General features: G+C 45.7%; 27 protein-coding genes and 1 riboswitch. Of the genes, 9 read left to right on the top strand and 18 right to left on the bottom strand.

What is annotated here, in order from left to right:
• Window positions 1–21: 21 nt before the first annotated feature.
• From thiO to moaA, 11 genes are all read right to left on the bottom strand, one after another.
• Window positions 22–1,173 carry a glycine oxidase ThiO gene (gene thiO / locus AC0YN6_RS13965; protein ID WP_475747540.1) on the bottom strand — a complete coding sequence of 384 codons (1,152 nt, stop codon included), beginning with the start codon at window positions 1,171–1,173 and terminating at the stop codon, window positions 22–24.
• A complete protein-coding gene (locus AC0YN6_RS13960) occupies window positions 1,173–1,991 on the bottom strand; it encodes a thiazole synthase (RefSeq protein WP_475747539.1) in 819 nt (272 codons plus the stop codon). The genes thiO and AC0YN6_RS13960 overlap by 1 nt, the downstream gene beginning before the upstream one ends.
• 5 nt (window positions 1,992–1,996) lie before the next feature.
• A complete protein-coding gene (gene thiE, locus AC0YN6_RS13955) occupies window positions 1,997–2,851 on the bottom strand; it encodes a thiamine phosphate synthase (RefSeq protein WP_475747537.1) in 855 nt (284 codons plus the stop codon).
• A gap of 34 nt (window positions 2,852–2,885) precedes the next feature.
• The gene (locus tag AC0YN6_RS13950; RefSeq protein WP_475747536.1) at window positions 2,886–3,965 is read right to left on the bottom strand and encodes a ThiF family adenylyltransferase; all 1,080 of its coding nucleotides are present in this window, start codon (window positions 3,963–3,965) and stop codon (window positions 2,886–2,888) included.
• Window positions 3,958–5,721, bottom strand: a complete 1,764-nt coding sequence (gene thiC / locus AC0YN6_RS13945; protein ID WP_475747534.1) for a phosphomethylpyrimidine synthase ThiC — start codon at window positions 5,719–5,721, stop codon at window positions 3,958–3,960. The genes AC0YN6_RS13950 and thiC overlap by 8 nt, the downstream gene beginning before the upstream one ends.
• Window positions 5,722–6,047: 326 nt before the next feature.
• A riboswitch (TPP riboswitch) is annotated at window positions 6,048–6,152 on the bottom strand.
• A 139-nt stretch (window positions 6,153–6,291) separates the two neighbouring features.
• A complete protein-coding gene (ytvI, locus tag AC0YN6_RS13940; RefSeq protein WP_475747533.1) occupies window positions 6,292–7,323 on the bottom strand; it encodes a sporulation integral membrane protein YtvI in 1,032 nt (343 codons plus the stop codon).
• Window positions 7,324–7,387: 64 nt separating this feature from the next.
• Entirely contained in the window at window positions 7,388–8,527 is a 1,140-nt protein-coding gene (gene yfkAB / locus AC0YN6_RS13935) for a radical SAM/CxCxxxxC motif protein YfkAB (RefSeq protein WP_475747532.1), read from the bottom strand.
• 133 nt (window positions 8,528–8,660) lie between these two features.
• Window positions 8,661–9,779, bottom strand: coding sequence for an HD-GYP domain-containing protein (locus tag AC0YN6_RS13930; protein ID WP_475747530.1), 1,119 nt, complete (start codon window positions 9,777–9,779; stop codon window positions 8,661–8,663).
• Between the two features lie 148 nt (window positions 9,780–9,927).
• Complete coding sequence (locus AC0YN6_RS13925) at window positions 9,928–11,376, bottom strand: bifunctional metallophosphatase/5'-nucleotidase (protein ID WP_475747528.1); 1,449 nt, start codon at window positions 11,374–11,376, stop codon at window positions 9,928–9,930.
• Between the two features lie 42 nt (window positions 11,377–11,418).
• Window positions 11,419–11,886, bottom strand: a complete 468-nt coding sequence (locus tag AC0YN6_RS13920; protein ID WP_475747527.1) for a hypothetical protein — start codon at window positions 11,884–11,886, stop codon at window positions 11,419–11,421.
• Between the two features lie 9 nt (window positions 11,887–11,895).
• On the bottom strand, window positions 11,896–12,897 hold the full coding sequence (moaA, locus tag AC0YN6_RS13915; RefSeq protein WP_475747525.1) for a GTP 3',8-cyclase MoaA: 1,002 nt from the start codon (window positions 12,895–12,897) through the stop codon (window positions 11,896–11,898).
• Window positions 12,898–12,999: 102 nt separating this feature from the next.
• Here moaA and AC0YN6_RS13910 point away from each other — a divergent pair, with 102 nt between their 5' ends.
• From AC0YN6_RS13910 to AC0YN6_RS13895, 4 genes are all read left to right on the top strand, one after another.
• A complete protein-coding gene (locus AC0YN6_RS13910; protein ID WP_475747524.1) occupies window positions 13,000–13,734 on the top strand; it encodes a molybdenum cofactor biosynthesis protein in 735 nt (244 codons plus the stop codon).
• A gap of 55 nt (window positions 13,735–13,789) precedes the next feature.
• On the top strand, window positions 13,790–14,866 hold the full coding sequence (locus tag AC0YN6_RS13905) for a ThiF family adenylyltransferase (protein ID WP_475747523.1): 1,077 nt from the start codon (window positions 13,790–13,792) through the stop codon (window positions 14,864–14,866).
• Window positions 14,867–14,959: 93 nt separating this feature from the next.
• Window positions 14,960–16,015, top strand: a complete 1,056-nt coding sequence (locus AC0YN6_RS13900; protein WP_475747521.1) for an HD-GYP domain-containing protein — start codon at window positions 14,960–14,962, stop codon at window positions 16,013–16,015.
• A 267-nt stretch (window positions 16,016–16,282) separates the two neighbouring features.
• Window positions 16,283–16,456, top strand: a complete 174-nt coding sequence (locus tag AC0YN6_RS13895) for a hypothetical protein (protein WP_475747519.1) — start codon at window positions 16,283–16,285, stop codon at window positions 16,454–16,456.
• 67 nt (window positions 16,457–16,523) lie between these two features.
• Here AC0YN6_RS13895 and AC0YN6_RS13890 read toward each other — a convergent pair whose 3' ends face one another.
• The gene (locus AC0YN6_RS13890) at window positions 16,524–16,658 is read right to left on the bottom strand and encodes a hypothetical protein (protein ID WP_475747517.1); all 135 of its coding nucleotides are present in this window, start codon (window positions 16,656–16,658) and stop codon (window positions 16,524–16,526) included.
• Window positions 16,659–16,939: 281 nt separating this feature from the next.
• Between AC0YN6_RS13890 and pdxR the strand changes: the two genes are divergently transcribed.
• From pdxR to AC0YN6_RS13865, 5 genes are all read left to right on the top strand, one after another.
• Complete coding sequence (gene pdxR / locus AC0YN6_RS13885) at window positions 16,940–18,391, top strand: MocR-like pyridoxine biosynthesis transcription factor PdxR (protein ID WP_475747774.1); 1,452 nt, start codon at window positions 16,940–16,942, stop codon at window positions 18,389–18,391.
• A gap of 216 nt (window positions 18,392–18,607) precedes the next feature.
• On the top strand, window positions 18,608–18,703 hold the full coding sequence (yjcZ, locus tag AC0YN6_RS13880; RefSeq protein WP_475747516.1) for a sporulation protein YjcZ: 96 nt from the start codon (window positions 18,608–18,610) through the stop codon (window positions 18,701–18,703).
• Between the two features lie 101 nt (window positions 18,704–18,804).
• Window positions 18,805–19,005 carry a hypothetical protein gene (locus AC0YN6_RS13875; protein WP_475747515.1) on the top strand — a complete coding sequence of 67 codons (201 nt, stop codon included), beginning with the start codon at window positions 18,805–18,807 and terminating at the stop codon, window positions 19,003–19,005.
• A 188-nt stretch (window positions 19,006–19,193) separates the two neighbouring features.
• Window positions 19,194–19,331, top strand: a complete 138-nt coding sequence (yjcZ, locus tag AC0YN6_RS13870) for a sporulation protein YjcZ (protein ID WP_475747514.1) — start codon at window positions 19,194–19,196, stop codon at window positions 19,329–19,331.
• Between the two features lie 221 nt (window positions 19,332–19,552).
• The gene (locus AC0YN6_RS13865; protein ID WP_475747513.1) at window positions 19,553–19,690 is read left to right on the top strand and encodes a hypothetical protein; all 138 of its coding nucleotides are present in this window, start codon (window positions 19,553–19,555) and stop codon (window positions 19,688–19,690) included.
• 84 nt (window positions 19,691–19,774) lie between these two features.
• Here the strand turns inward: AC0YN6_RS13865 and sufB are convergent, their stop codons facing one another.
• The 6 genes from sufB to AC0YN6_RS13835 form a co-directional block, all read right to left on the bottom strand.
• Window positions 19,775–21,172 carry a Fe-S cluster assembly protein SufB gene (sufB, locus tag AC0YN6_RS13860; RefSeq protein WP_475747512.1) on the bottom strand — a complete coding sequence of 466 codons (1,398 nt, stop codon included), beginning with the start codon at window positions 21,170–21,172 and terminating at the stop codon, window positions 19,775–19,777.
• Window positions 21,173–21,200: 28 nt separating this feature from the next.
• Window positions 21,201–21,629, bottom strand: coding sequence for a Fe-S cluster assembly sulfur transfer protein SufU (gene sufU / locus AC0YN6_RS13855; protein ID WP_475747511.1), 429 nt, complete (start codon window positions 21,627–21,629; stop codon window positions 21,201–21,203).
• Window positions 21,616–22,842, bottom strand: coding sequence for a cysteine desulfurase (locus AC0YN6_RS13850; protein ID WP_475747510.1), 1,227 nt, complete (start codon window positions 22,840–22,842; stop codon window positions 21,616–21,618). Before AC0YN6_RS13850 ends, sufU begins: the two co-directional genes overlap by 14 nt.
• Window positions 22,839–24,146, bottom strand: a complete 1,308-nt coding sequence (gene sufD, locus AC0YN6_RS13845; RefSeq protein ID WP_475747509.1) for a Fe-S cluster assembly protein SufD — start codon at window positions 24,144–24,146, stop codon at window positions 22,839–22,841. Before sufD ends, AC0YN6_RS13850 begins: the two co-directional genes overlap by 4 nt.
• 21 nt (window positions 24,147–24,167) lie before the next feature.
• Complete coding sequence (gene sufC / locus AC0YN6_RS13840) at window positions 24,168–24,947, bottom strand: Fe-S cluster assembly ATPase SufC (RefSeq protein WP_475747508.1); 780 nt, start codon at window positions 24,945–24,947, stop codon at window positions 24,168–24,170.
• Window positions 24,948–25,175: 228 nt separating this feature from the next.
• Entirely contained in the window at window positions 25,176–25,757 is a 582-nt protein-coding gene (locus AC0YN6_RS13835) for a DUF1802 family protein (RefSeq protein ID WP_475747507.1), read from the bottom strand.
• Between the last annotated feature and the right edge of the window lie 139 nt (window positions 25,758–25,896).

Here is a 25,896-nt window from a genome sequence, read left to right as displayed (position 1 = left end):
CATACTGATATTAAACTGCACCTATCTAATAGAAAGACTTCCCCTATTAACTATCGTCGTAAAGCGATTTGGAGAAAACCTGCTGATCGAGTGCCTCTCCTTCTTCTCCTCTAACAAATCCGCAACAATGAGTGCTGTTATCGGACTTAACAATATACCGTTGCGATAATGTCCTGCTGCCATAATTACAGTCGGCATACCCTCCACTTCTCCAAGCAGCGGCAGACCATCACGTGTTGCAGGCCGCAAGCCAGCCCACCGAGACGCAGTCTGTTTTCCTACGAGAAACGGAAAGAGCTGATTGCTGCTGCGAATTAAACGGCCAATCCCTCGCTCGGTAACGCTTGTCTCGAAACCTGCAACATCTTCCGATGCTCCGCACACGAGCCGGGCATTTTTTTTGCCTACCCAATAAGCTTGACTGGAAAATATCATATGACGCACCTCAGCAGCCTCATGCTCATAAGAACATATTTGTCCGCGAATCGGATGAATCGGAATCGACAGTCCAAACCATCTTTCGTATACACCTGACCAGGCGCCAGCACATACGACCAGCCGATCTGCGTGAATAGGCTTCACGACAGCTTCTGCACTTACGGATACGCCTCCGCTGGAGTGAACAATCACATCTTCAATCTGTCCGGCATGCGCTAGAATGGCGACCCCAAGTTTACGGCATGCTTCTTCCAATGCCTTAACGAGCTTTGGTGCGTATACATGGCTCTCCTTCGGTGTAAACACACCGGCAACTGCCGAGTGTGAGATCATCGGCTCAAGCTGCCGGAGCTGAGCCGCATCAATAAGCTGCGCCTCCGCGCCCCGTTCATTTTGCCATTGCAATCTAGACTGTATTGGGAGCGCGTCCGCTTCGTGCATGAATACGTTAATACTCCCGCTTTGAACCCACTCCGTCGACATGCCGGAATGCTCCTCGACAGCCCTTATCCACTCCGGATAGTTGTGGTGGCTGTTTAAGCACAGATGAAAAAATTCATCCGGCTGCTCCGTATTTTCAGAATATGGCGCTAACATGCCGGCTGCTGCACCGGATGCTTGCCCACCCAGCTCGCTTGGCTCAATGAGCGTCACACTCATTCCTCTTCGCGCCGCCTCGAAAGCACAGGACAAACCGATGATTCCGCCTCCGAGTATAATGACCGACTGCGACATTACTGCTCGCCTCCTGCGCCGACCCCTGATTCAAACAAAGAACCTGCCCAATCACTGCTGGCAGATGCATAACGTTTCTTCGGTATACGGCCAGCCAACCTAGCTAATCGTCCTGCTTCAATCGCTAATCGGAAAGCACGAGCCATCATAATTGGGTCTTGTGCCTTAGCAATTGGTGTATTCGCCAATATGCCGTCCGCACCGAGCTCCATCGCTTCTGCAGCGTCCTTGGCCGATCCAATTCCAGCATCAATGATAACAGGAACAGTCGACTGCTCAGCAATCAGTCCGAGATTATAGGGATTGAGCAAACCGAGTCCTGACCCGATTGGCGAACCGCCCGGCATAATTGCTGCTGCACCCGCTTGCTCCAGCCTTCGGCAAAGAATAGGATCATCTGAGGTATAAGGGAGTACAATAAAACCTTCGTTCGCGAGCTGCTCCGTAGCACGAAGCGTTTCTATTGGATCGGGCAGCAGCGTGCGGTGATCACCGCTGATCTCGACCTTTATCCAATTTCCCAGCCCTGCTTCTCGCGCCAGCCGCGCAATCCGCACAGCCTCCTCTGCCGTTCTCGCTCCAGATGTATTCGGTAAATAAATAATCGATCGATCCTCAAAATGCTGGAGTACTGAATCGTCCTCCACACTATCCAAATTAACTCTTCTAACTGCAAATGTAATTACTTCAGAACCCGATGCTTCAAGCGCTTGCTGCAGCACTGCCGGACTTGGAAATCTTCCGGTTCCGAACAAGAAACGTGAGCGCAGCGCATGGCCTCCTATTATAAGCGGGTCATCGTTTTTCCAATTCTGCATGCCATTCAACCCCCACCAACAAAATGTATAAGCTCTATGGAACTGCCGCTGGGCAATTCGGTTTCTGCCCATGACGCCCGCTGTACAAGCATCCCGTCAAGCTCAATAACGAGCTTCTTATTTTGCTGTCCCAGCTGGATAACCAGCTCCTCTATCGTCGCTGCGTTAGTCCGCTCCTCGCGACCGTTTATTTTCAGCGTCTTTGATGAAAGTTCCCGCTCATATCGCGACGCATCTATTCGTTCTATGAAAGCGCGGCATACGCTAGCAGGATCAGCATCGCCAACAATTGCTGAAACCGCACAAATCCGCGTAGCTCCAGCCGCAAGCACGGCATCGACATTATCTAAAGTAATGCCGCCTATTGCTACAAAAGGTATAGATACATGACGAGCTGCATCTGTCACATAGCTTGTTGTAACAGCGGTGCGTCCCGGCTTCGTATTCGTTGGATACACAGGTCCAACACCGATATAATCAGCACCATCCTTCTCGGCTGCCAACGCTTGCTCCAGGCTATGCGTGGAAATACCGATAATGCGGTCTGGCCCAAGCAATCCTCTCGCTACGGCAATAGGCATATCATCTTGCCCCAAATGAACACCGTCAGCATCTGTTTCTAGAACGATTTCTGGGTAATCATTGATAATGAATGGAACGTTATACTTTCTCGTTAGTATACGCAGTGCTTTCGCTTGCTCCAGCACCTCGTCCCTCGTGCCTGTCTTATTACGAAGCTGTACTATTTGCGCTCCGCCAATCAATGCTTGTTCGATCACTTCAACGACCGATTTTCCAGGGTGATTGGATTCCGCTGTGATGGCATACAATTGAAAGTTTCGCCATTCTGCTCTACTCATCGTTACTCACACATCCTTCTATCGGTATAATCAATCATTTTTCATTTAGTAAGTAGCTCCTGCAAAGGTTAATGGCGTGCTCAGCATCTGCCGTCCCCTGCACGAGCACACGCCCATCTGGAAATAGAATCAGCTGCTCGCCGCTTTGCAGCAAGGCCTTCACTAAATACCGATTAACCGTAAGCTGACAGCCAAGCTCCTTCAATGATTGCTCTAACCCCGTCATAGGAAGCGGCATGCCTAATGTCACCTGCACCGTATCTCTTCCGCATAGGACAGTCGTGCTAATGGGAGAAGCTTCTGCTATTCTATGATCCAAAATAGTTCTATCGTCAATGGCTGACTTCTGCCTTTGACCGCAATAAGGACATTCCGTTCTACCAAGCGGCAGCTCCGATTCTCGCACTCGGAATGACCATAAATCAGCGCTTAACCATGTTTTACGTATGGCCCGTTGATTACCCGTGAGCAATTTGATCGCTTCGCCCGCCTGCAGCGAAGCAACAAATTCAACCGCTGGTGCGAGTACCCCTACTGTATCGCAAGTATCTACCTCGTTCTCCGAATCGGCAGCGCCGATTAAGCAGCGTAAGCAAGACGTCTCCCCCGGGATAAGTGTGGCTTGCATCCCTTGCGCCCCAGCTACACCGCCATAGACAAATGGAATCCGCTGATTAAAGCATAGATCGCTTAGCAGCAGCCTTGTCGCAGCATTGTCCGTCCCGTCAAGCACGAGCCCCACACCTCCAGCAAAAAGGCCGATATTCGATGTGTTCACATCCGCTACTGTGGCTATTATTTTAACGCTGCTGTTGATCTCGCGAAGCTTATTTGCAGCAGCAATCGCCTTGGGCAGTACAGCAAGCGCATCCGCTTCGTCAAATAGCATTTGGCGCTGTAAGTTGCTGGGCTCGACAAAATCCCTATCGACCAGCCTCACTTCTCCCACCCCAGCTCGAACCATATGCTGCGCAAGCGATGCCCCTAACGCGCCTACACCGACGATGAGCACCGAAGCATCGGCCAGCTTACGCTGGCCTTCTTCTCCGATTTGAGCAAATCTCGTTTGCCTGGAATAACGATTAGCAAATGCCGACTGAGCTGTATTAACCATAAATCATGCTTCCAGCCGCTTTGAATGCATCCGCCTTTTCCTTCATACCCGCTTCAATTGCCTCCGTCGTTTCCATTCCGTTTTGCGCAGCATACTCCCTTATATCTTGAGTAATTCGCATACTGCAAAACTTCGGTCCGCACATCGAGCAGAAATGAGCAGATTTGGCTGCATCCGCTGGCAGCGTCTCATCGTGATAGGCCATCGCACGTTCTGGATCAAGCGACAGATGGAATTGATCACGCCAACGGAATTCAAACCTTGCTTTGGACAACGCATCGTCACGCAGCTTCGCCCCGCGATGTCCTTTCGCCAAATCTGCCGCATGTGCTGCAATTTTATAAGTAATAACGCCTTCCTTCACATCCTCCTTATTCGGAAGACCGAGATGCTCCTTTGGTGTTACGTAACATAGCATAGCCGTTCCGAACCAACCAATCATCGCCGCCCCGATTGCTGAAGTAATATGATCATACCCCGGTGCGATATCCGTAGTTAGCGGACCTAGTGTATAGAAGGGCGCCTCATCGCAAACCGCCAGCTGACGATCCATATTTTCTTTGATCAAATGCATTGGGACATGCCCTGGACCTTCGATCATCACTTGAACATCATGTTTCCACGCGATCTTTGTAAGCTCGCCGAGTGTATCCAGCTCTGCAAACTGAGCAGCATCATTCGCATCGGCAATTGAGCCTGGTCTCAGCCCGTCGCCAAGCGAGAATGACACGTCATATGCCTTCATAATTTCACAGATCTCTTCAAAATGCGTATAAAGGAAGTTTTCTCTATGGTGCGCAAGGCACCATGCTGCCATAATCGATCCGCCCCTTGAGACAATTCCGGTAACACGCTTAGCCGTTAGAGGTATGTAACGCAGCAGCACGCCCGCATGAATCGTAAAATAGTCAACGCCCTGCTCGGCCTGCTCGATTAGCGTATCGCGGAACACTTCCCAGCTGAGGTCTTCTGCTTTGCCATTTACTTTCTCTAGCGCTTGATAAATCGGCACTGTACCGACCGGCACTGGTGAATTGCGTACAATCCACTCTCGTGTCGTATGGATGTTTTTTCCCGTGGACAAGTCCATAATGGTATCGGCTCCCCAGCGAGTCGCCCAAGTCATCTTCTCAACTTCCTCTTCAATCGAAGAGGCGACAGCGGAATTTCCAATATTCGCATTGATTTTCACATGAAACTGACGTCCAATAATCATCGGCTCACTTTCAGGATGATTGATGTTCGTCGGAATAATGGCGCGACCAGCTGCGATTTCGCTGCGAACAAATTCGGCGCTCATCCCTTCGCGGATGGCGATATACTCCATCTCCGAGGTGATGATTCCTTTGCGGGCATAATGAAGCTGCGTAACATTTTGTCCCGCCTTTGCCCGGAGCGGCCTTCTAGCTAAACCTGGAAAGCGTTCAGCACCTCGCTCCTCCACCCTGTCTAACGTTTTAAATCCATTGTCCTCTGGCTTTATTTCTCGGCCCTCATAATTTTCCACGTCGCCGCGCTCCACAATCCATTCGTTGCGAATGGCTGGCAAGCCGCGTCTCACATCTACTTCATATTCTTCATCGGTATAAGGACCGCTCGCATCATATACTCTTACTGCTTCATTCGGCGTCTCTTCGCCGTTTCTACCTGTACTAGCCTCGAGTGCAATTTCCCGCATCGGAACTTGGATGTTTTCCTTCGAGCCTGAGACATATACTTTACGGCTGCCCGGAAGCGGAGTTGTAATTATGGACATAACAAAAACCTCCCAATAGAATGAATTGAATTTCTCCTGGAGGTTAACGCAAGCATATTAGAAAGTATAAAGCACCGCTGAAATACACGTAGCAAGCTGGCTACATGAGCTGCAATCACTGAAGCGTGTTTGGTTAATAGCGAAGCCTCTCATTACGATACGCTTCACTATCAGCCAAACAAAAAAAACCGCTCCAGTGAAGGAGCGGTCGAAGAGTGTCGTTATGCGAGTGTAATCTCGCCGAGGTCTCCCTCAGCAGATTAAGTCATACCTAATTCAACTGACGCATCCGTTGATTTCGGCATACCATGTCACACGCATTGCATAAACGCACAATCCCACTTTCCTACGCTGGCATAACCCAGATCAGGTTCAAAGGGACCAAAGCGTTTCGCTTTATCTCAGCCATGACGGCGCCCCTAGTGGATTTCCTTGTTTGACTATAACGTTTAATAAAGAAGAGTGTCAACCCTCTTTTTTCCATCCACTGCAAAAGTAAGCTAACTACTCCTTCAGCAGCTTCACCCAAAGATCAGCCGTATGGCGCCATGTGAACGTCTGTTACACACGCTATATCTTAAACTTCACTTGGAACAACCCTGCCTTGCGAGCTGCCATATAGATAATAACGACCAGCGGCCCGATGAATACACCAATGACGCCGACCAGCTTGAAACCTACATATAAACTCACAAGCGCGGACAATGAGCCGATACCTACAGAATCACCGAGAATTTTGGGCTCTACGATGCGGCGGAATACGGTGATCACGAGGAACAAAATGATAAGACCTACACCAGCGTAAAGATCACCCGTTAATATTAAATAGCTTCCCCATGGAACAAGAACAGAGCCCGTTCCCAGAATCGGCATAATATCAACGATAATAATAAGCAGCGCGATGGCAAGAGGATACTTAATGTCAAGTACCAGCAAACCGACTAAGGAAATAATATAGGTAAGAGCACTCAAAATAAACTGCGAACGCAAAAAACCAAAGATCGATTTTTTGAGATTAATCAGCAAATTATCAACCTTTGACTGCGACTTCTCATCAAACAGTGATAGTACCGTTGCCCTCATCGTATTCAGACTGAAGCTCATCATGTATACCGCCACCAAAAAGACGATAAAGAAGATAAACATTCCAGGAATGCTCGAAGCGAAAGCGATGACTGAGTTCGATAATGTACCAACCATTTTTGCCAAAGCACTCGTTAGTTCCTTCAGCCAATTTTCTAACGTTTGAATCGTATCAGGCGGAAAGTTCTGATATAACGATTGTGCCTGGAGCATGAGATCGTCGATCATGCCACTGGCATTTTCGAAATAATGGGGTACTTTTTTGAAGAAAGCTATTAACTCAGCTACAATCTTCACGCCTAGCAAAGCGATTAGGCCAATGAGTATAATTGTAAATAAGCTGCTGGTTATCGTAGCTGCTAGCAGTCGATTCATGCGAAACTTCTTCATAAACAGCAGGTTTACCGGCTCTAGAAAAATAGCTACAACAAGCGCTAATAAGAAAGGAGCACCTACCGTAAAAAACAAATAGAGCAACAGCAACCCTAATGCGATAAATACGATTGTCTTAATCGACACAGCTTCTCCTCCTTTCTATTCTTTTATATGCGCTTTATTCCACTCTTAAACCTGGATCTATATACTAATCAAGCACCGCGCTGCGTTCATGGAAGTTTACATCCTTATAGTACATATCCTTGACAAGGAGGTTCGGTCCACAGCATGAGGCAACCGGGCAGTGACAATTCACGCTTTGTGCTAGAGAATGGTCCAGCCATTTATCGAATAAATCTTCCAGTTTTGATTCACCGATGTTACCAAAAGCGGGTACATCTGAGAAATCCGTTACGAACACATCGCCCGTAAACAAGTTGACGTTTAATCGATTGCGGCCATCAGGATCATTACGAACCGTAACATTTGGCTCATTCGCTAATCTTCTTAGAAGCTCACGCTCTGACGAGTTATCACTGCATGGATAAAAAGGAAGTGTGCCGAACAGCATCCATACGGATTGGTCTCGTGCCTTCAACAAACGTTCAATAGCTTCTAGCATTTGTTCACGCGAGAGTACCGGCAAATCCTTTGCAAAGGAGCTTGGATACATCGGATGCACCTCATGACGCTGACAACCCATTTCAACGATCAGCTTATGAATCTCATCAATTTTGTTATACGTTTTATAATTAATCATAGACTCCGCGGAAACAAGGACACCTGTCTCACTAAGGCGGCGCGTATTTTCTATCATTCGTTCATATAGCTTCGTTGCTGCTTCAAGGGAAACATGATGATTAGCCTTCGCAAACCCAATCTGATGGAAATCTTCCGCAGAAGTGTAGTTAAACGAGATATGCATTACATCAAGATAAGGAGCAAGCTGCTCATAGCGGCTATAAGGCAGAGTCACGTTCGAATTGATCTGGGAGCGAATACCGCGGCTGCGCGCGTATTGAAGTAACGGGACCATATACTCACGGACCGTGCGATCAGAGAAGGAGGGCTCTCCGCCTGTAATACTAATCGTTTCGAGATGCTCAACCTCGTCCAGTCGGTCCAGCATCTGCTTAAGCGGCAGCTTGGCGGGTTCTGTCATTACGAGTGTGTCTCCAACAGCGCAATGCTCACAGCGCATATTGCAAAGGTTGGACACGGTCATTTCGACGCTTGTCAATCGATGTCTTCCATATTGCTGCAACGAACGAATCGGGTCCCACGGATCATTCGTTGGTGAAAGTTTAGGTAATGCTCTACTTGATTGTTGCAATTGTATTGTGTTCATTTTTTTCAGCACCTGACTTATGTTCTGGAATGAATCATTCTTTATTTATTGTAATGCGCGACTGCGAAGTAAGCAAATAAAACGGCGAAAAAAAGCAAAAAGGAGCCTCATCGGCTCCTGCTCTCTAAATCGATTAACTACCCGATGCAAATTGCACATCACTTGCGTCATCATTTACGCTGACAATCATCATCGTTAATTGCTTCGATAAGTCAACTTCATATGGCGTCTTCAGTTCCTCGCCCGCTTCATTCATTAATATCCGGATAATAGGCCGATGCGGGTAAGAGCGATTGAGGTCTGCTACAATACCCGACTCTCCCGTGTGCAGCTTCACCGTTATTCCGATGGGGTAAATAGCAACCTTATCGCGGAATAATTGAAGCATTCGCTGCTCGTATAGCGTGCCAGCTCCAGCATATAGACGCTCAATCGCGTGATGCGGAAGCATCGGAGCACTATAGACTCGGTTTGTTGTCATGGCATCATACGAATCAACCATGCCAATCAGCTTGGCGTAATCGTGAATCTCATTTCCCTTGATGCCGCGCGGATACCCGCTACCATCAATACGTTCATGATGCTGGAACGCACAGTGTGCAACGAGCAGCGGCAAATTCGGCTCATCCTTCAGCATTTCATAACCGATTCTAGCATGCTGCTTCATCGCTTCGAACTCCTCTTTCGAGAGAGGGCCCGGCTTTCTTAGCACATCAATTGCAATTTGAGTTTTGCCGACGTCATGAAGAAGAGCACCCATGCCTAGCGTCGTAAGCTCATTCTTCGAGTAGCCGTTCGACATACCTAGAAGCGTGGAGTAAACACATACGTTTAAGGAATGCTGAAATAAGTAGTGATCAACGGAGCTCATGTCCATCAGCATGATCATAGCATCCTTATGACAGGAGAGATCATCGATAATCATGTTCATTGTATTTTTAAATGGCTCAGCAATATAAGGGTAGGATACACCCTTTTTACGTTTCGGGCGATCCATCATTTCACGGAAATTCGTTCGTATTTCCTTCAGAGCGAACTGCATTGTTTCCTCTCTAATTAAAGAGGGAGGTACAATATCCTCTGTCATCGGATCTGCAACATACACATATTGAATCCCGCATTGATCCAAGCGGGAAATTAGTCTCTCTGTCAGTTCCATGTTTTCACCAAGAAGAACGATGCCCTCTTGAGAAAATATTTTTTTGGCTAGCTTCATGCCTGCCCTGCATTTCCCTATTGACACTAACCGCATTTTCTCGATCCTTCCCCATTAAAGATTAGCTAACTATTACATCGGAAAAAACCGTTCGTAATGTTAATGTACGGGAAATGCGAGAAAACCGCAACCATTTTATTCTATTTTTTTCGACATATTCTGTCGAAACTTTTCATATTTATTGTCAGTATGAAACATTATTCCAGCGAAATTGACAACATCCTGCAATTTCATCCGAATTTTGCAACTGAGCCTCGATGACGTCTCGTATAAACTCAGGTAAATAATAGCTTACTTGAACGGCATTAGCCAGCGACTCATAACCAGCCTTGAAGCTGAACATATCGATTGTTCCCAGTCTATAATTCCGTTCATCTTCGAGGATCTCTCCATTTACTTCTACCTTAATGAGCCTATTCATTGGCGGTCTTGTGGAATCATAGGTAACGGACAAGCCGTCTATCGCAAGCGTACCAAGCACTTCCCCGCGAAAGCCGTAACCCTTGATCGGCTTATGAATGAATTCGGGCAGCAGCGCTTGCTCCAGTGCTGCCCTTATATTCGTGCCTGCAATGATCATCAGGCACGGATTAATCGGCGACGGACAGAGGGCGTGCAATTCGCCCGCTGTCACGTCCCCTTGCGCGAGGCCGCCGAGCAGCTGCCCAGCGTTGACGATGCCGATCTCGGCATCGGTCCAGCGGCGCAAGCCCGCGGCCAGCAGGTTGCCGAGCGGTGATTCCCGCTCGGCTCTGGCGGGCAGCGGCGTGGCGAGCCGGGCAATGACCCGGCTTAGGCGCTGCTGTCCCGCCAACAGGAAGCTGCCGATGATGGCGGCAGCTTCAGGGTGCTCCGCCATTGCGGCCGTAGGCACGCAGGCTGCGCGGAACAGAGGGCGTCCAGTAACGTTGTCGATTCCGATTTCGACTCGCCCAATGTACTCTCCGAATTTTCCGGCTGCACAAATCGTCGTTTCACCGATGACAATCGGTTCCTCCAATAAATGATGGGTATGAGCGCCCAGAATAAGATCAATGCCTTCCAGCTTCTCCGCCATTTGCTTATCCAAGAAGAGACCAAGATGGGACATCACTACGAGCACATCGACCTTTTCTCTCATTTGAGCTGCTTGTTCTCGTACTGCTTCCAATGGATCGCTTACTTCCCATCCAAGCAAACAATAAAAATTCGAAAATGCCGCCGTAACAGCGATGATGCCGATCTGAAGCCCATTTTTATCAATGATTGTGCTGGGCAGCAGCCACTCGGGCTGTTCCCCTGTCGCAGAATCATGCATATTGGCGCACACGACCGCGAATTTCGCTCGATTCCTATAAGCGTCCGAAATCGTTTGAGCGGTATATGTAAGTCCCTCATTATTGCCTAGTGTGATCACTTCATAGCCAGCTTGATTTAACAGCTCTACGTTAACGATCCCATCGCTGCCTTCTGTCTCTACCCTCATACGATCCATGTGATCGCCGCAGTCTACAGCTAGCACGCGTTCACTGCCATAGATCCGTCTTTCCTCCGCAATGTAGGAAGAGATCTTGGCGGCATGCTCTAGACGACTATGTATATCATTGCTATGAAGAAGCACTACTCGTGTACGAAAACTGTCCGTCAAATTCATGCTCGCCTCCTTATGACCTTTTCTCAGCGCCGCCTAAGCAACTTACTTGTTCATACGCAAATCATCATACGAAAATGTATGCTTAAAGCCGTATGTGGCCTCCGCTTGCTCATTTTCTGTATGATGACCGATTTTGAGTTTGACGATACTTTTCACATTTAAGCATTTACTGCTCCCATTAGGCACATATAGTCGGATAGGGCCTGCCTTCATCAAGGGCGAACCATCAAGGGCGTACAGTACTGCTGCCTGCTCAAGCTGCTCCCAAGGGATCGAAGCCTCGAACGAATCTGCTGCTTCTACACTCAAATATGATGGTGTTATGAATGTTTCAGCTTGGCTGCTTTGCTTCATCCACGCCGCATACCAAGCATGCCAATCAAATGCTGAACCGATTGCATCCGGCACTCTCTCAGATATAGGGAAGCTTGCTCCCGCTAGCATAGCCATTTCTTCAGCACTCGTAAATAAATTTCCAAGCTCAAAGTGCTCGATCTTGATCTCATGCATCAGTACTCATCAGCCTCCAATTTGCGACATACGTCGATCTGTAGGGATGTGATTTTGAGCGCTGTCCGCAAGCTTAGCTGCCATCTCATGATTTTCCGGCTTAATGTCCATCGATCTCAGCAGCAGTTGCTTCATTTCTTCCGGATGCCCGAAAGCCGCTCTCACATTCAATTCATCTACCCAATATAAGCAAGGCTTAATCGAACCGTCCGCTGTTAGACGCAGACGATTGCAAGAGCTGCAGAAGTGATCACTTATCGGGTGTATGAGCCCAAATGAACCGCGGCCGCCCTTCATTTGCCAGTCGTCTGAGGGTCCATTTCCGTGAACATTTAGTCCTCTGCTAATCTCGTAACCCTCTTGCTCCGCTACTTCCAGTACACGGGAAAGAGGCAAATAATGTTTTTTCCAATTCTCATCGGCATGACCAATCGGCATATATTCAATAAATCTGACATGCATCGGCTGTTCGAATGCCAGCTTTAGAAATGCTGCAATTTCATCTTCATTTACTTCTTTAAGGAGTACACAATTCAACTTAATCGGAGCAAAGCCTACAGCTGCAGCTGCCTCAATACCTTCCATTACACGCTTCAATTCCCCGTTCCGTGCGATGAAACGAAATCTCGCTGAATCTAATGTGTCTAAGCTTATATTCACTCGGTTCAAGCCAGCTGCTCGAAGCGATTCCGCTTGTTTGGCTAAAAAAATACCATTTGTCGTTAATGCTATATCTTGAATGCCGTCAATGGCAGATAATCGGCTTATTAAACCATCGAGACCTGGACGAATCAACGGCTCGCCGCCTGTAATACGCAGCTTCGTAATACCAAGCGCTGCGCCAGCCTCGACGACCTCTACAATTTGATCATAGGATAATAAATGTTCAGATTCCGTGAATTCCATCCCTTCTTCTGGCATGCAATATAAGCATCGCAAATTACAACGATCCGTTACGGAAATTCGTAAGTAATCGTGTACCCGTCCAAAACGATCCGTCAATATCGGCATGACCTTCACTCCCTTTCTGCTCGACTACAAGCATAACATTTTTTCTTGAATTATGATATTATATAAACAGCTTCAAGCCTATATGATGAGAGGTTATGTATCATGAAATATGACTGGTCAATTAAACTTTTTGCAGGGCTTCCCGAGCGCCTTGGGTCCCCTTCTATACATTTGAAATCCGATGTTGAGCAAATGAGCGTAGCTGAATTAAAGGCAGCTATTTCTTCCTTATACTCAGAGCATCATGCTTTAATTCAAATATCTTTTATCGCTCGCAACCACGTTTATGCTGCTGAGGACACGATTTTATCCGTCTCAGATGAGCTGGCACTGCTTCCTCCCGTCTCGGGAGGCGAAGAACAATCCATCTCTGGCAAAGAGTCTATGGACTTTTATGTTGTTACATCCGATGTCATTAACTCTGACAATGTACTTGCTAAGGTAATCGTACCAGAGCATGGCGCCGCCATTGCCTTTGTTGGAACAACACGTGAATGGACACAAGGCCAGCGTACAGTCAGGCTGGAATATGAGGCATATGCCCCAATGGCTATAGCAACGATGCAGCAAATTGGCAATGAAATCGCTGAGCGCTGGCAAGGCGCTTTATGTGCCATTAGTCATCGCATAGGTGTCGTTGGTCTGGCAGAGACAAGCGTCGTTATCGCGGTGTCTTCACCCCATCGTGACAGCTGTTACGAGGCGAGCCGATATGCCATTGAACGTCTCAAGCAAATCGTTCCCATCTGGAAGAAAGAAATCTGGGAGGACGGCTCAGAATGGAAAGGTCATCAGCTCGGACCTTGGAATCCCACTGCACAGCTAAGCGATTTTTGATACTGCCGCTCCGGCAAATGCTACATCACGAATGCTCTTAAGGAGATTATTAAATATGGACAAACTAAGCACGGAAATTAACGCTGCTCCAGTACAGGCTCCCCCTCATCAATCACGCTATGCTAGACAAATGCGTTTCACTCCAATAGGTGAGAACGGCCAGAAGATTCTTTCCGGCAGCCGTGCAGCAGTCGTCGGTATGGGCGCACTCGGTTCAGTCATCGCTCAACATCTTGTTAGATCTGGTGTTGGGTATGTACGTATTATTGACCGAGACATTATTGAATGGAGCAATCTACAGCGCCAAATGTTGTATACCGAAGAGGATGTGCAGTCGCTGCTTCCAAAAGCGCAGGCCGCAGCCTCTCATTTGCGTGCATTGAACAGCTCTGTTGTTGTTGAACCGTTTGTCGCTGATTTGACTGCCTTGAATGCGGAGGAATTACTCGGGGACGTTGATCTTATTCTAGATGGCAGTGATAATTTTTCTGTGAGATATCTAATTAATGATTATAGTACAAAGTACAACGTTCCATGGATTTATGGCGGTGCTGTCGGCGCATCTGGCATGACGATGACGATTTTGCCTGGTAAATCCCCTTGCTATCGCTGCTTATTTAATGAACCGCCTCTGCCAGGAACAACCGATACTTGTGAAACGGCAGGCGTTATTTCTCCTGTTGTAGACATTATTGGTTCAGTTCAAGCTACAGAAGCAATCAAGCTGCTCTCCGGCAATGAGAAATCACTTCACGGAACATTATTTCAAGTGGATCTGTGGAATCACGCATGGCTTCCTATATCGATTGCCCATTCAAAGCGCAGCGATTGCCGCTGCTGTGTAGAGCAAAGCTTCGAGTTCTTGGATGAACAAGGATCAGGATCAGCTGCTGCCCTTTGCGGACGTCATTCCGTGCAAATCTCACCAAGTCAAAAGGTTAACCTTCATTTGGAAGAGTTATCTGAACGATTAAAGCTGGCAGGTAAAATAACGAGTAATCGCTTTTTACTGCGTATCGAGCTGGAGGACAACCTTACTTTAGTCCTATTTCGCGATGGTCGCGCCATCGTGCAAGGCACCGACCAATTAACCAAAGCAAGGTCGATTTATGCCGAATTATTAGGTATATAGTCGTGTTTATCATGCCCTCATATTGCCATTACAATTAATCATTGCTACTATGCTAGGTATATATTCTCTACTAAAATCAATAGAGGTGTCTTGATGAGGGTTCATGTTACAGAATTAATAAGTGGAGACCGTTTAAGTAATGATGCATTCAATAATTACGGTCTTCATGTGCTCTCCAAAGGTACGATACTCAACAACGAAGATATATCAAGATTATTTCAACATCAAATGGATTATATTGATATAGATGATAGAGTAAGTGATGAGACGGAAGGCAGGACAATTGAATCGACCATCAATCCGAATTGGCTGCCTACCGTAAAGCCTCTTTACGAAAACGCTGTCAAACGCTTTGAAGGCCTATTCACCAAGGCAAATGAACAAGGTACAATCGACGCAGAAGAGGTTTCCTCCATCCTCCAGCCGCTTCTTAACAACCTCCAGTTGGAGCGCGATGTCGTATCCATGCTTCTATTGCTAAATTCAAAAGATGACTATACCTATCAGCATTCCGTCCAAGTGGGGATGTTATCTTACTATCTCGCTACTTGGATTGGATACGCTAATGAAGAGGCTGTTCAAATCGGTAAGGCTGGCTTCCTGCATGATATCGGAAAATGTCGAATCGAAGAAAGTATTTTGAATAAACCCGATAAACTTTCCGATGAAGAGTTCGAGGAAGTGAAAAATCACACCATTTATGGCCATGATATTATTGCTAACTCACTGGATGAACCGTTTATAGCCATCGGAGCGCTTCAGCATCATGAACGTAATGACGGCACCGGATATCCTCATGGCTTGAAAGGTGACGAGATTCATCCCGTTTCAAAAATTATTGCCGTTGCCGATATTTACAGTGCGATGATCTCAGAGCGCGTCTATCAGCAGAAGCGTGATTTACTTTTCGTATTGAAGGAATTATACCAGCTCAGCTTCAAAGAGCTTGATCCGCATACCACTCATACGTTCATTAAGCACATGATACCTAATTTCATTGGCAAAAGAATCGAGCTTGTAGGCGGTGAAAGCGGCTTAATCGTCATGACCCACCCCACCGAGTTTTTTAGTCCGCTCATTCAAATTGGTGAACAATTCATCGATATGACTATCGAGCGTGATTATGAAATTCAGCACGTATATCTATAAGCAGCATCATAATAACTCTCGACGCCGATATTTATGCGATTGAGGGTTATTTTTTATGCCCGCGTGATCGCAACATATTCAAAATCCTCGTATCTATAAGCTCAATAACGCGATGATTTTTTATTGGGCACATGGCAATATGGATGAACCAGCAAAGCTGGGCACCTATTTCGATAACGCAGCTGAGCTTCTAGCGGCAAAATAAATAGATGAACATTATGTGATATTGGATGGGAAATGTGCAGCATTATTGGAGGGTTACATCAAATGCATGCCGCTGTACGATATAAGTATACACAAACAGAAAGGATGATAAGATTGATTTCCTTCTTGGTCTTATGTGCATGCTTCGTTGGAGGCATCATTTATATTTTGTATGCAGGAGCAGGCATTATTAAAGATGATGAAATTCAGCAGGATCAAATTATTCAAAATTTTTAAAATTCATATTTACAAACAAAAGCAAGCCCGAGGATCTCCTGCCTGCGGGCTTACTTATTTTATTCCACTATATATTTTTGTTGCCATCGTCATGGTCTTCCCAACGTCTTGAATAAGCCTTATTCGTAATCCAAAATGTAATCCATGAAAGAATGACTACGATAATAAATGAGGCGACCCACACCACTACAGGTACTTCCATATTATTTCCCCCTTTTTATTTATAAAGAAGCAAGCTTTCCATCTTCTCACTGAATTCAGGATTAATCATAATAATAAAAGAAAAAGTAAAAAAAAAGACCATCCAGCGACAGATGATTTAGAGCCATCCACTTGTAAAAACTATTTGTTCCGTGTCTATGTTCTATAAATTCTTAAACATCTGCCATAGTTAGAGTGAAATCTGCGTCTATATGTTTGAAATCAGTGGTATGATAAAAGTCACAGATATGTTTTAGTTACAAACTGAAGGAAGTGAAAATGATGTGGAAGCTCGATCGAAAAAGTAAAAAACCTCTATATGAACAAATTGCCGACCATCTAGAGCAGCGAATTTCATATGGTGAATTTCCACCGGGCAGCTTACTTCCATCTGAGAGAAAACTAGCTGAACAATTATGCGTAAATCGAAGTACTGTCGTTTTAGCTTTCGCTGAACTCCGGTCGATGGGTATCATCGAAAGCCGGACAGGCATTGGAACACTTGTGAGCAAGACCAAATGGGGTGCAACACCCAAGCATACACCAAACTGGAGTAGGTATGCCGAAGGCGGGAGTTTCTTACCTAACTTGCCATTTATGCGACGAATTCGGGAAGCACTCGCGCAGAACTCTTCCTTGATTGATTTTGCGAGCGGTGAGCTGGCCGCCGATCTGGCTCCAATCGATGAAATTACGACTCTCATGAGTGAAAATAAATATACATCTTATTTGGGCTACGACAATCCGCAAGGACAGATTCCGTTGAGACAAGCACTGGTTTCGTATCTCGATCAACATCGGGACATCCAAACGACTGAATCATCCATTTTGATCACATCCGGATCTCAGCAATCATTGTATCTGATTACCCAGTGTTTATTGTCACCAGGAGACGCAGTTGCAATTGAAGATCCCTCCTACTGCTACTCACTGCCTATGTTTCAATCAGCTGGGCTTCGATTGTTTCGACTCCCCGTTGACAGCCATGGAGTCCGTCCTGAGGACATTCGTTCATTATACAAAAAGCACCGTATTAAGATGGTGTTTATGAATCCTAATTATCAAAATCCGACTGGCACTGTGCTAGGCGAAGAACGACGGAAGCAGCTGCTTGACGTTGCAAGTGAACTGGCATTGCCTATTGTCGAGGATGATCCTTTCAGCTTGACCGATTATGAGGGAGCACCGCCCTTCCCGCTCAAATCAATTGATTCGATTGGCTCTGTCCTTTATATCGGTTCTTTCTCCAAGATCGCAGCTTCTGGTCTTCGTATAGGGTGGATGGTTGCCCCGAAATCTATTGTGGAAAGACTCGCTGATGCCAGGCAGCAGATGGATTACGGACTAAGCGTTATCCCGCAGCAGGTAGCCGCGCAGTTTCTGAAGTCTTCTCACTTTAAACCTCATTTGGAGCGCTTGCGAATGCAGCTGCAGTTCAAACGGGACCTGCTTGTTGAATCCTTGCAGAAGGAGCTCCCTGATCTGGTCAAGTTTACGATCCCTCAAGGGGGGCTTCATTTGTGGTGCAAGCTTGTTCCAGAAGTCCATGATGGAAAGCTGCTTGAAGAATCCATCAAGCGAGGAGTTGTCTTCGTTCCGGGAAGTGTTTACGGTTCAGATTCCGGATATGTCAGGTTTACTTTTGCAAGAGCAAAGGCAGATGAAATCGGCCTTGGAATCTCGAGATTTGCTGAAGCGCTCAAAGAGCTAATTGGTGTGCGCTCAAATATTTAAGTTTTTCTTTCAAAGAACTAAAGGTTGATCATCAATCATTTGAGATCAACCTTTAGTTCTTTTATTTTTTTACAGTGACTCGTTCTCTCCCCCTCCTGATACTGAAAGCATTCTATTTATATAAGGCTATTATCCTACCATAACAAACATCCAATCACTTAGCTCTATCAGCTCATAAACTGCATGGTAGTCACAAAGCAGGGAGGTGAATACTTAATGTCTGATTCTCGTAATCATAATAATAACAGTATCGGTGTTATTTTGGTGCTGTTCATATTACTGGTGATTATCGCATGCAGCTGCCGCTCATAGGTGCCCAGGCATCCTGAATGGATAACTCTATTCATTCAGGATGCCTCGCTGCCCTTTATAACTTCACAGTACACCTAAGTCGTATGGAGGGAAATTAAAAAATGAAAAATAATGTTGGCCTGATTCTAGTGCTTTTCATCCTTTTAGTGATTATTGCTTGCAGTTGCGGCGTATTAGGCAGCAATGTGAGAAATGATGAAAGAAAAGACGAGAGAAAAGATGAAAATAGTAATGAAAGAAACCAAAACAGAAGTAACGTAGGCGGCTTCAACAACGGATGCCGATGCGGCTTAGGTTACTAATCATATAGATGATTACCTTGCTACAATTTTCACACCAATAGGCCCATCTTATGGGTCTTTTGCGTTTTGAATATTTCCTATTCCCGTATCAACCTAGGCTAATATCATTACAGTACAAACGTCCAATCCTAAAGCGACTTCCGCACATATTCTACAGAGTACTTTAAACATTAGGAGGCGGATGTTTGATGGGTGGATTAGTTCACGGTAACAATATTGGTATTATCTTGGTATTGTTTATTTTGTTAGTAATTATCGCATGCAGCTGCGGTATTTTCGGCGGTTGTGGTGTCGGCGGAGTCGGCGGATATGGTAAAGGCTACTAAGTAATCGCTAAGCCTCATATTTCTCCTGCAAATTGTGAAGAAACCATTGAAATAGCAGCAACACAAAATACCCATTCTATGGGTATTTTGTGTTGTTTATAGATCAAACAATGTTCTTCCCTATTTATAAAATCAACAGAAACCCAAAATATCAAGTGTCCAATCAAATTTATCAAATTATTAATATGATAGGTTATCTTCTAGTAGAGGAGGTGATTTGAATGGGATGTGGAAAAAAAAATAAAGTCATTGTTGTGTTTGTAAAACCTGGTCAAAAAGTTCTTGTTATCGGAGTCAATCATCGTAAGCATCGTAAGCATCGTAAACATCGTGATCATCATTGTGATTGTGATTGCTAATTTCGAGGAGTGCTTGAACCGCATTGATCAATCCCTGAAGGCAAAAAAAGAATCCGTAGAAATATCTACGGATTCTTTCTTTTATTAACCGATTGAACCTTCCATCTCGAACTTGATCAAACGGTTCATCTCTACCGCATATTCCATCGGAAGCTCTTTTGTGAACGGTTCGATGAAGCCCATTACGATCATTTGCGTTGCTTCCGCTTCGCTAAGACCACGACTCATCAAGTAGAACAATTGATCTTCAGAAACCTTCGACACGGTTGCTTCATGCTCAAGTGTGATGTTGTCGTTCAAAATCTCGTTGTAAGGAATCGTATCTGACGTTGATTCGTTATCGAGAATGAGCGTATCACATTTGATGTTCGCTTTCGCGCCGTCAGAGTTGCGTCCGAAGGATGCAAGACCACGGTATGTTACTTTGCCGCCGTGCTTACTGATCGACTTAGAAATGATTGTGGAGCTCGTATCCGGTGCAAGGTGAGTCATTTTTGCCCCTGCATCCTGATGCTGGCCTTTACCGGCAACAGCAATGGACAATACCATGCCTTTCGCGCCGCGACCACGAAGTACAACAGCTGGGTACTTCATCGTCAGCTTAGAGCCGATGTTTCCGTCTACCCACTCCATCGTTGCATTCTCGTCCGCTACCGCACGTTTAGTAACAAGGTTGTAAATATTCGGTGCCCAGTTTTGAATCGTTGTATAACGAACACGAGCATTTTTCTTAACCAAAATTTCAACTACCGCACTATGCAACGAGTTCGTGCTGTATACCGGAGCTGTACAGCCTTCAACGTAGTGAACGGAGCTGTCTTCATCAGCAATGATAAGCGTACGCTCGAATTGCCCCATGTTCTCGGAGTTAATACGGAAGTATGCTTGCAACGGCACTTCACATTTAACGCCTTTTGGCACGTAGATGAAGCTTCCGCCTGACCATACTGCACTGTTCAAAGCTGCGAATTTATTGTCATTCGGAGGAATAATCGTTCCGAAATATTCTTTCATTAGCTCAGGGTACTCACGAAGCGCTGTATCCGTATCCGTGAAAATTACACCTTGCTTCTCTAGATCCTCTTGCATGCTGTGGTAAACAACCTCGGACTCATATTGAGCCGATACGCCGGCAAGAAACTTTTGCTCAGCCTCAGGAATACCCAGTTTGTCGAACGTTTCTTTAATTTCGGAAGGAACTTCCTCCCATGTTTTTCCTTGTTTGTCGGAAGCACGAACATAATATTGGATGTCGTCAAAATCAAGCTCATCCATGTTGCCGCCCCATTTAGGCATTGGCATTTTGAAAAACTGCTCAAGTGATTTCAAGCGGAAATCCAGCATCCACTCCGGCTCGCCTTTAATTTCCGAAATCGTACGAACGACTTCTTCTGTTAAACCTTTGCCTGATTCGAATACGGCTTTGTGCTCGTCACGGAAACCATACTTATAATCTTCCATTTCCGGCATTGATTTAGCCATGGTCATTCACGCTCCTTATAAATCTAGTTTAATGTGATTCTTGCTGCTCGATCCCTTTACGCAAGGCGTTCCACGCAAGTGTCGCGCACTTGATTCTTGCTGGAAATTTGTTTACACCCGAAAGTGCATCCAATTCCTCATATTCATCAAATTCAACCGGTTCACCTTTCATTAATGCTGAGAATTTCTCAGCCATGGCAAGCGCCTCATCAAATGTTTTTCCTTTTATCGCCTCTGTCATCATCGATGCAGAGCTCATGCTGATTGAACAGCCTTCACCGCTGAATTTCGCGTTGGCCACTTGGCCGTCTACGACCTGCAGCTGCAGCGATATCCGATCACCGCAGGTAGGGTTATTCAGGTTAATGGTAACGGACTCTTCATCCATGGTGCCGCGATTTCGAGGGTTTTTATAATGATCCATAATAACTCTACGATATAAATCATCCAATTGCATGACCGAAGAACTCCTTTGTTTGTAGTAAGGCATCGGCTAAGCGGTCAATTTCATCTTCAGTATTATATAAATAAAAGCTTGCTCTTGCCGTTGCCGATACATTTAACCAACGCATTAGCGGTTGGCAGCAATGATGACCTGCACGAATCGCAATGCCTTTGGAATCAAGTACGGTAGCTACATCATGTGGATGTACATCATCCAAGTTGAAGGTTATAAGTCCAACACGATTTTGCTTCGGACCATAGAGCGTCATACCCTCAAGCGAAGACAGCTTCTCGTAAGCATATGAGGCTAAACGTCTCTCATGCTGATCGATTTCTTCTAGTCCGATTTCTTGTAAAAAGTCAATTGCAGCGCCTAGTCCAACCGCACCCGCAATAATAGGTGTGCCGCCTTCGAAGCGATACGGAATCTCTTTCCAAGTAGACTCGTAAAGATCAACAAAATCAATCATCTCACCGCCATACTCAATCGGCTCCATATTGTTCAGCAGCGCCTTCTTGCCATATAATGCACCGATGCCCGTAGGACCACACATTTTATGACCAGAAAAAGCATAAAAATCAACATCCAAATCCTGGAGATCAATTTTCATATGCGGCGTGCTCTGCGCACCGTCAACAACCATGACAGCGCCATTCCGATGAGCAATTTGGGTAATTTCTTTAATCGGATTAATGAGTCCGAGCACATTCGATACGTAGGTAACTGAAACCACCTTCGTTTGCGGAGTGATCGTCTTCTCAATGTCCTCAAGTGAAATTGTACCGTCAGGCTGCATCGGGATATATTTCAATGTTGCGCCAGTAGCCTTAGCAGCCTGCTGCCACGGAATCAAGTTACTGTGATGCTCCATTGGTGTGATGACAATTTCATCACCTACACCGCACACTCCGCGAGCATAGCTTGAAGCAACCAAATTTAGTGCTGTCGTTGTGCCGCGTGTGAAAATAATTTGCTCCGGTGCTCCCGCATTCAAAAACCTTGCAACCTTCTCGCGCGCTCCCTCATAGGCATCAGTCGCCTTGGAACCAAGTGTATGCACACCGCGATGAACGTTTGCATTATCCAGCTCATAGTACCGATTAACCGCATCAATGACGGAGCGCGGCTTCTGCGAAGATGCCGCGCTGTCCAGATAAACGAGCGGGTGCCCGTTTATTTCTTGATGCAATATCGGGAACTGCTCCCGAATCGCATTTATATTCATCCCTCTAGCTTCCTTTCGAGTAAACGCTGAAGCTGACTGCGTACCGCCTCGACTGGAATTTCCGATACGACTGGAGCCAAGAAGCCGTAAATAATTAGACGTTCAGCGTCTTGCTTAGATATACCGCGTGACATCAAGTAATATACCTGCTCTGGGTTAACTTGCCCAACGCTTGCCGCATGACCAGCAGTTACATCATCTTCATCTATAAGCAAAATCGGATTGGCGTCGCCGCGCGCTTTAGGGCTCAGCATGAGCACCTTCTCGGTTTGTACACCGTTCGCTTTCGTCGCACCCTTCTCGATTTTTGTAATTCCGTTAATGATCGCAGAAGAGGAATCCTTCATTACTGCACGTGTTACCATGTTGCTGTCCGAGCTTTTGCCGAAATGAACGGCGCCAGTCGTCAAGCTATTTTGTTGAGCGTTTTTGCCAACGCTGATCACTTTTGCATCAGATGTTGAGCCCGTGCCCTTTAGTATGGATTTGGTGTCAGACAACGTGTTACCGTCATTTAAATCACCGATAATCCATTCCATTTGACCATCATTTTCAATAACTGAACGACGGATCGACATATCAACACCAGTCTCGCCCATATGATGGATAGAGCTGAAACGAACGTGAGCGCCTGGCTTCACGAACACTTCAACAACCGACGGATGTACGAAAGGAGCACTGCTCGCGGCTGCCTCGGATACAACACAATCCACATAAGTCACGCGGCTGTTATTGTCCGCAACGATAAGGATATGCGGCGCAAATGTCGCTTCAGCATTATCGTTGTAGAAAATCGCTTGAAGCGGCAGCTCTACTTCAACATTTTTAGGAACATAGATGAATACGCCGCCGTTCCAAAGTGCTGCATGAAGAGCTGTAAGCTTATCGTCGTCTTTCGCTACTGCTTGGAACAAATATTGTTGAACGAGCTCGCCATGCTCTTTGCACGCTGTCTCCAAATCTGTGAAAATAACGCCTTTACTAGCTAATTCGCTTGAAAACTGATTCCATACGATGCCGGAATTGCGTTGTACAAGCAAACTTTCTGTTCCTTCTGCTACCAATTCACGAACAGCTTCAGGCAGCTCGCTAATCGCTCCTACTGCTTTCGGTTGCTCATAGTTGCCAATTGCCGTCAAATTCCACCGTTCAATACGAACCTTCTCAGGTTTTGGCCATCCGAGAGTTCCGGCAAGGTCTGCCGCTTCTCCGCGCAGTTCAACAAGCCAGTTCGGCTCGCCTTTACTGCGTGCCAGCGCTTCAGCAGCTTGACGGTTGGCCTGCGTTGATAGTTGTGTACTCATCCGTTTTGCCCCCTTCTCTGCTTAAGCCTGGCCGACCGTTTCATCTTCGATGCCAAGTTCTTCTTTTACCCAATCATAACCTTCGTTTTCCAGACGCTCTGCAAGCTCAGGACCACCGGATTTCACGATGCGGCCTTGCATCATAACATGTACGTAGTCTGGAGTAATATAGTTAAGTAAACGCTGATAGTGAGTTATGATAAGGAAACCGCGATCTTCAGAACGCATAGCGTTTACACCTTGCGATACGATACGAAGAGCGTCGATATCAAGGCCCGAATCGATTTCATCAAGAACAACGATTTTAGGATCGAGAAGCATCATTTGCAAAATTTCATTACGTTTTTTCTCGCCGCCTGAGAAACCTTCATTAAGATAACGATGAGCGAATTCAGCATTCATTTCAAGCTCTTTCATTTTGCTTTCCATTTTGCGAATGAATTTAATCAACGAGATTTCATTGCCTTCGCCAAGACGTGCATTAAGTGCACTGCGTAGGAAGTCAGAATTCGTTACACCTGGAATTTCACTCGGATATTGCATTGCAAGAAACAATCCAGCAAGCGCACGCTCGTCAACGCCCATTTCAAGAATGTCAACGCCATCAAGTACTGCTGTACCTTCTGTTACTTCATATTTAGGATGACCCATCAAAGCGGATGCCAACGTAGATTTACCTGTACCGTTCGGGCCCATAATTGCGTGAATTTCTCCACCTTTAATCTCTAGGTTAATTCCTTTCAAAATCTCTTTTCCGTCGATAGCCGCTTTCAGGCCATCAATGACAAAATGAGTTGACATAATATGCTGATCCCTCCAAGGTTGGTTTAATACGTTAGTCACTTCTATATATAATAGACTTTCTATTATAGAGTGATTCTCAGTGATTCTCAATAATCATTTTAATATAGTTTTTGTTATAAATCAATGTGAGATGTCTTTATATCAATGATTATGTCTTTTTTCTGTATATAAAAAAAGCTTATCTACAGCTTCATTTCCGTTTATGTTTCTCCTATTTTTCTTTAATCAGGCTAAAGCTTTTTTAACTTTCTGAACTTCTAAATGAAAAGCTTCATCTTCCATTACAGGTATCATCTCAATAGAAGATATCTCATCTTCCATTCTTACCCAAGATTTGCATCCATTATAAGCAGGTCGCAGCGTTATTTCTAAAGGTGTCACGAGTCGATAAACCCGAAGCAGCAAAACATGCAGCGGCTTGGTCTTTTTCCAGCGTAATCTTTCCTCAGCGAACGTATCTGTCCATATATGCAAATCGCGCAAACGATCGAGTGTATCCTGATCCGTTATTTCGATATCTTCTATAACCTCGGCGTAGGCTTCCATCTTAATCGTGTCCATTTCTGGAGACCAGTCCGCCAGAGTTTCATCCAAGTCGCCTACATATTGTTCCTTCAATAGATGTTTTTTCTGATGCTCATATGCTGGCATTAAATAAAAATTAGGGCTAATTAGCTGAAAATCACGCGTTTCTTCAATAATTCCACCTTTACGCATTACGATAATTTGTTGACCCTGAACGAGCGCTTTTATACTGACAGCCCACTCTTTCAACGCGATTGGCTGCTGTTCATTTATTGAAGTCACTATGTTTCCTCCATCCAACTTGTCTATAATTGATAACATTATATCAAATGAGGGTATTCCAAGGCGAAATAATATACATTATACTATGTTGAGATGAATACTGGGCATTGCTGCCCTACTACTATGATCTGGAGGTGGA

The sequence above is a fragment of the Paenibacillus sp. J22P15 genome (genome assembly GCF_056269345.1).
Note: the sequence above shows the minus strand (reverse complement) of the source record. Positions and strands in the feature narration are given on the sequence as shown.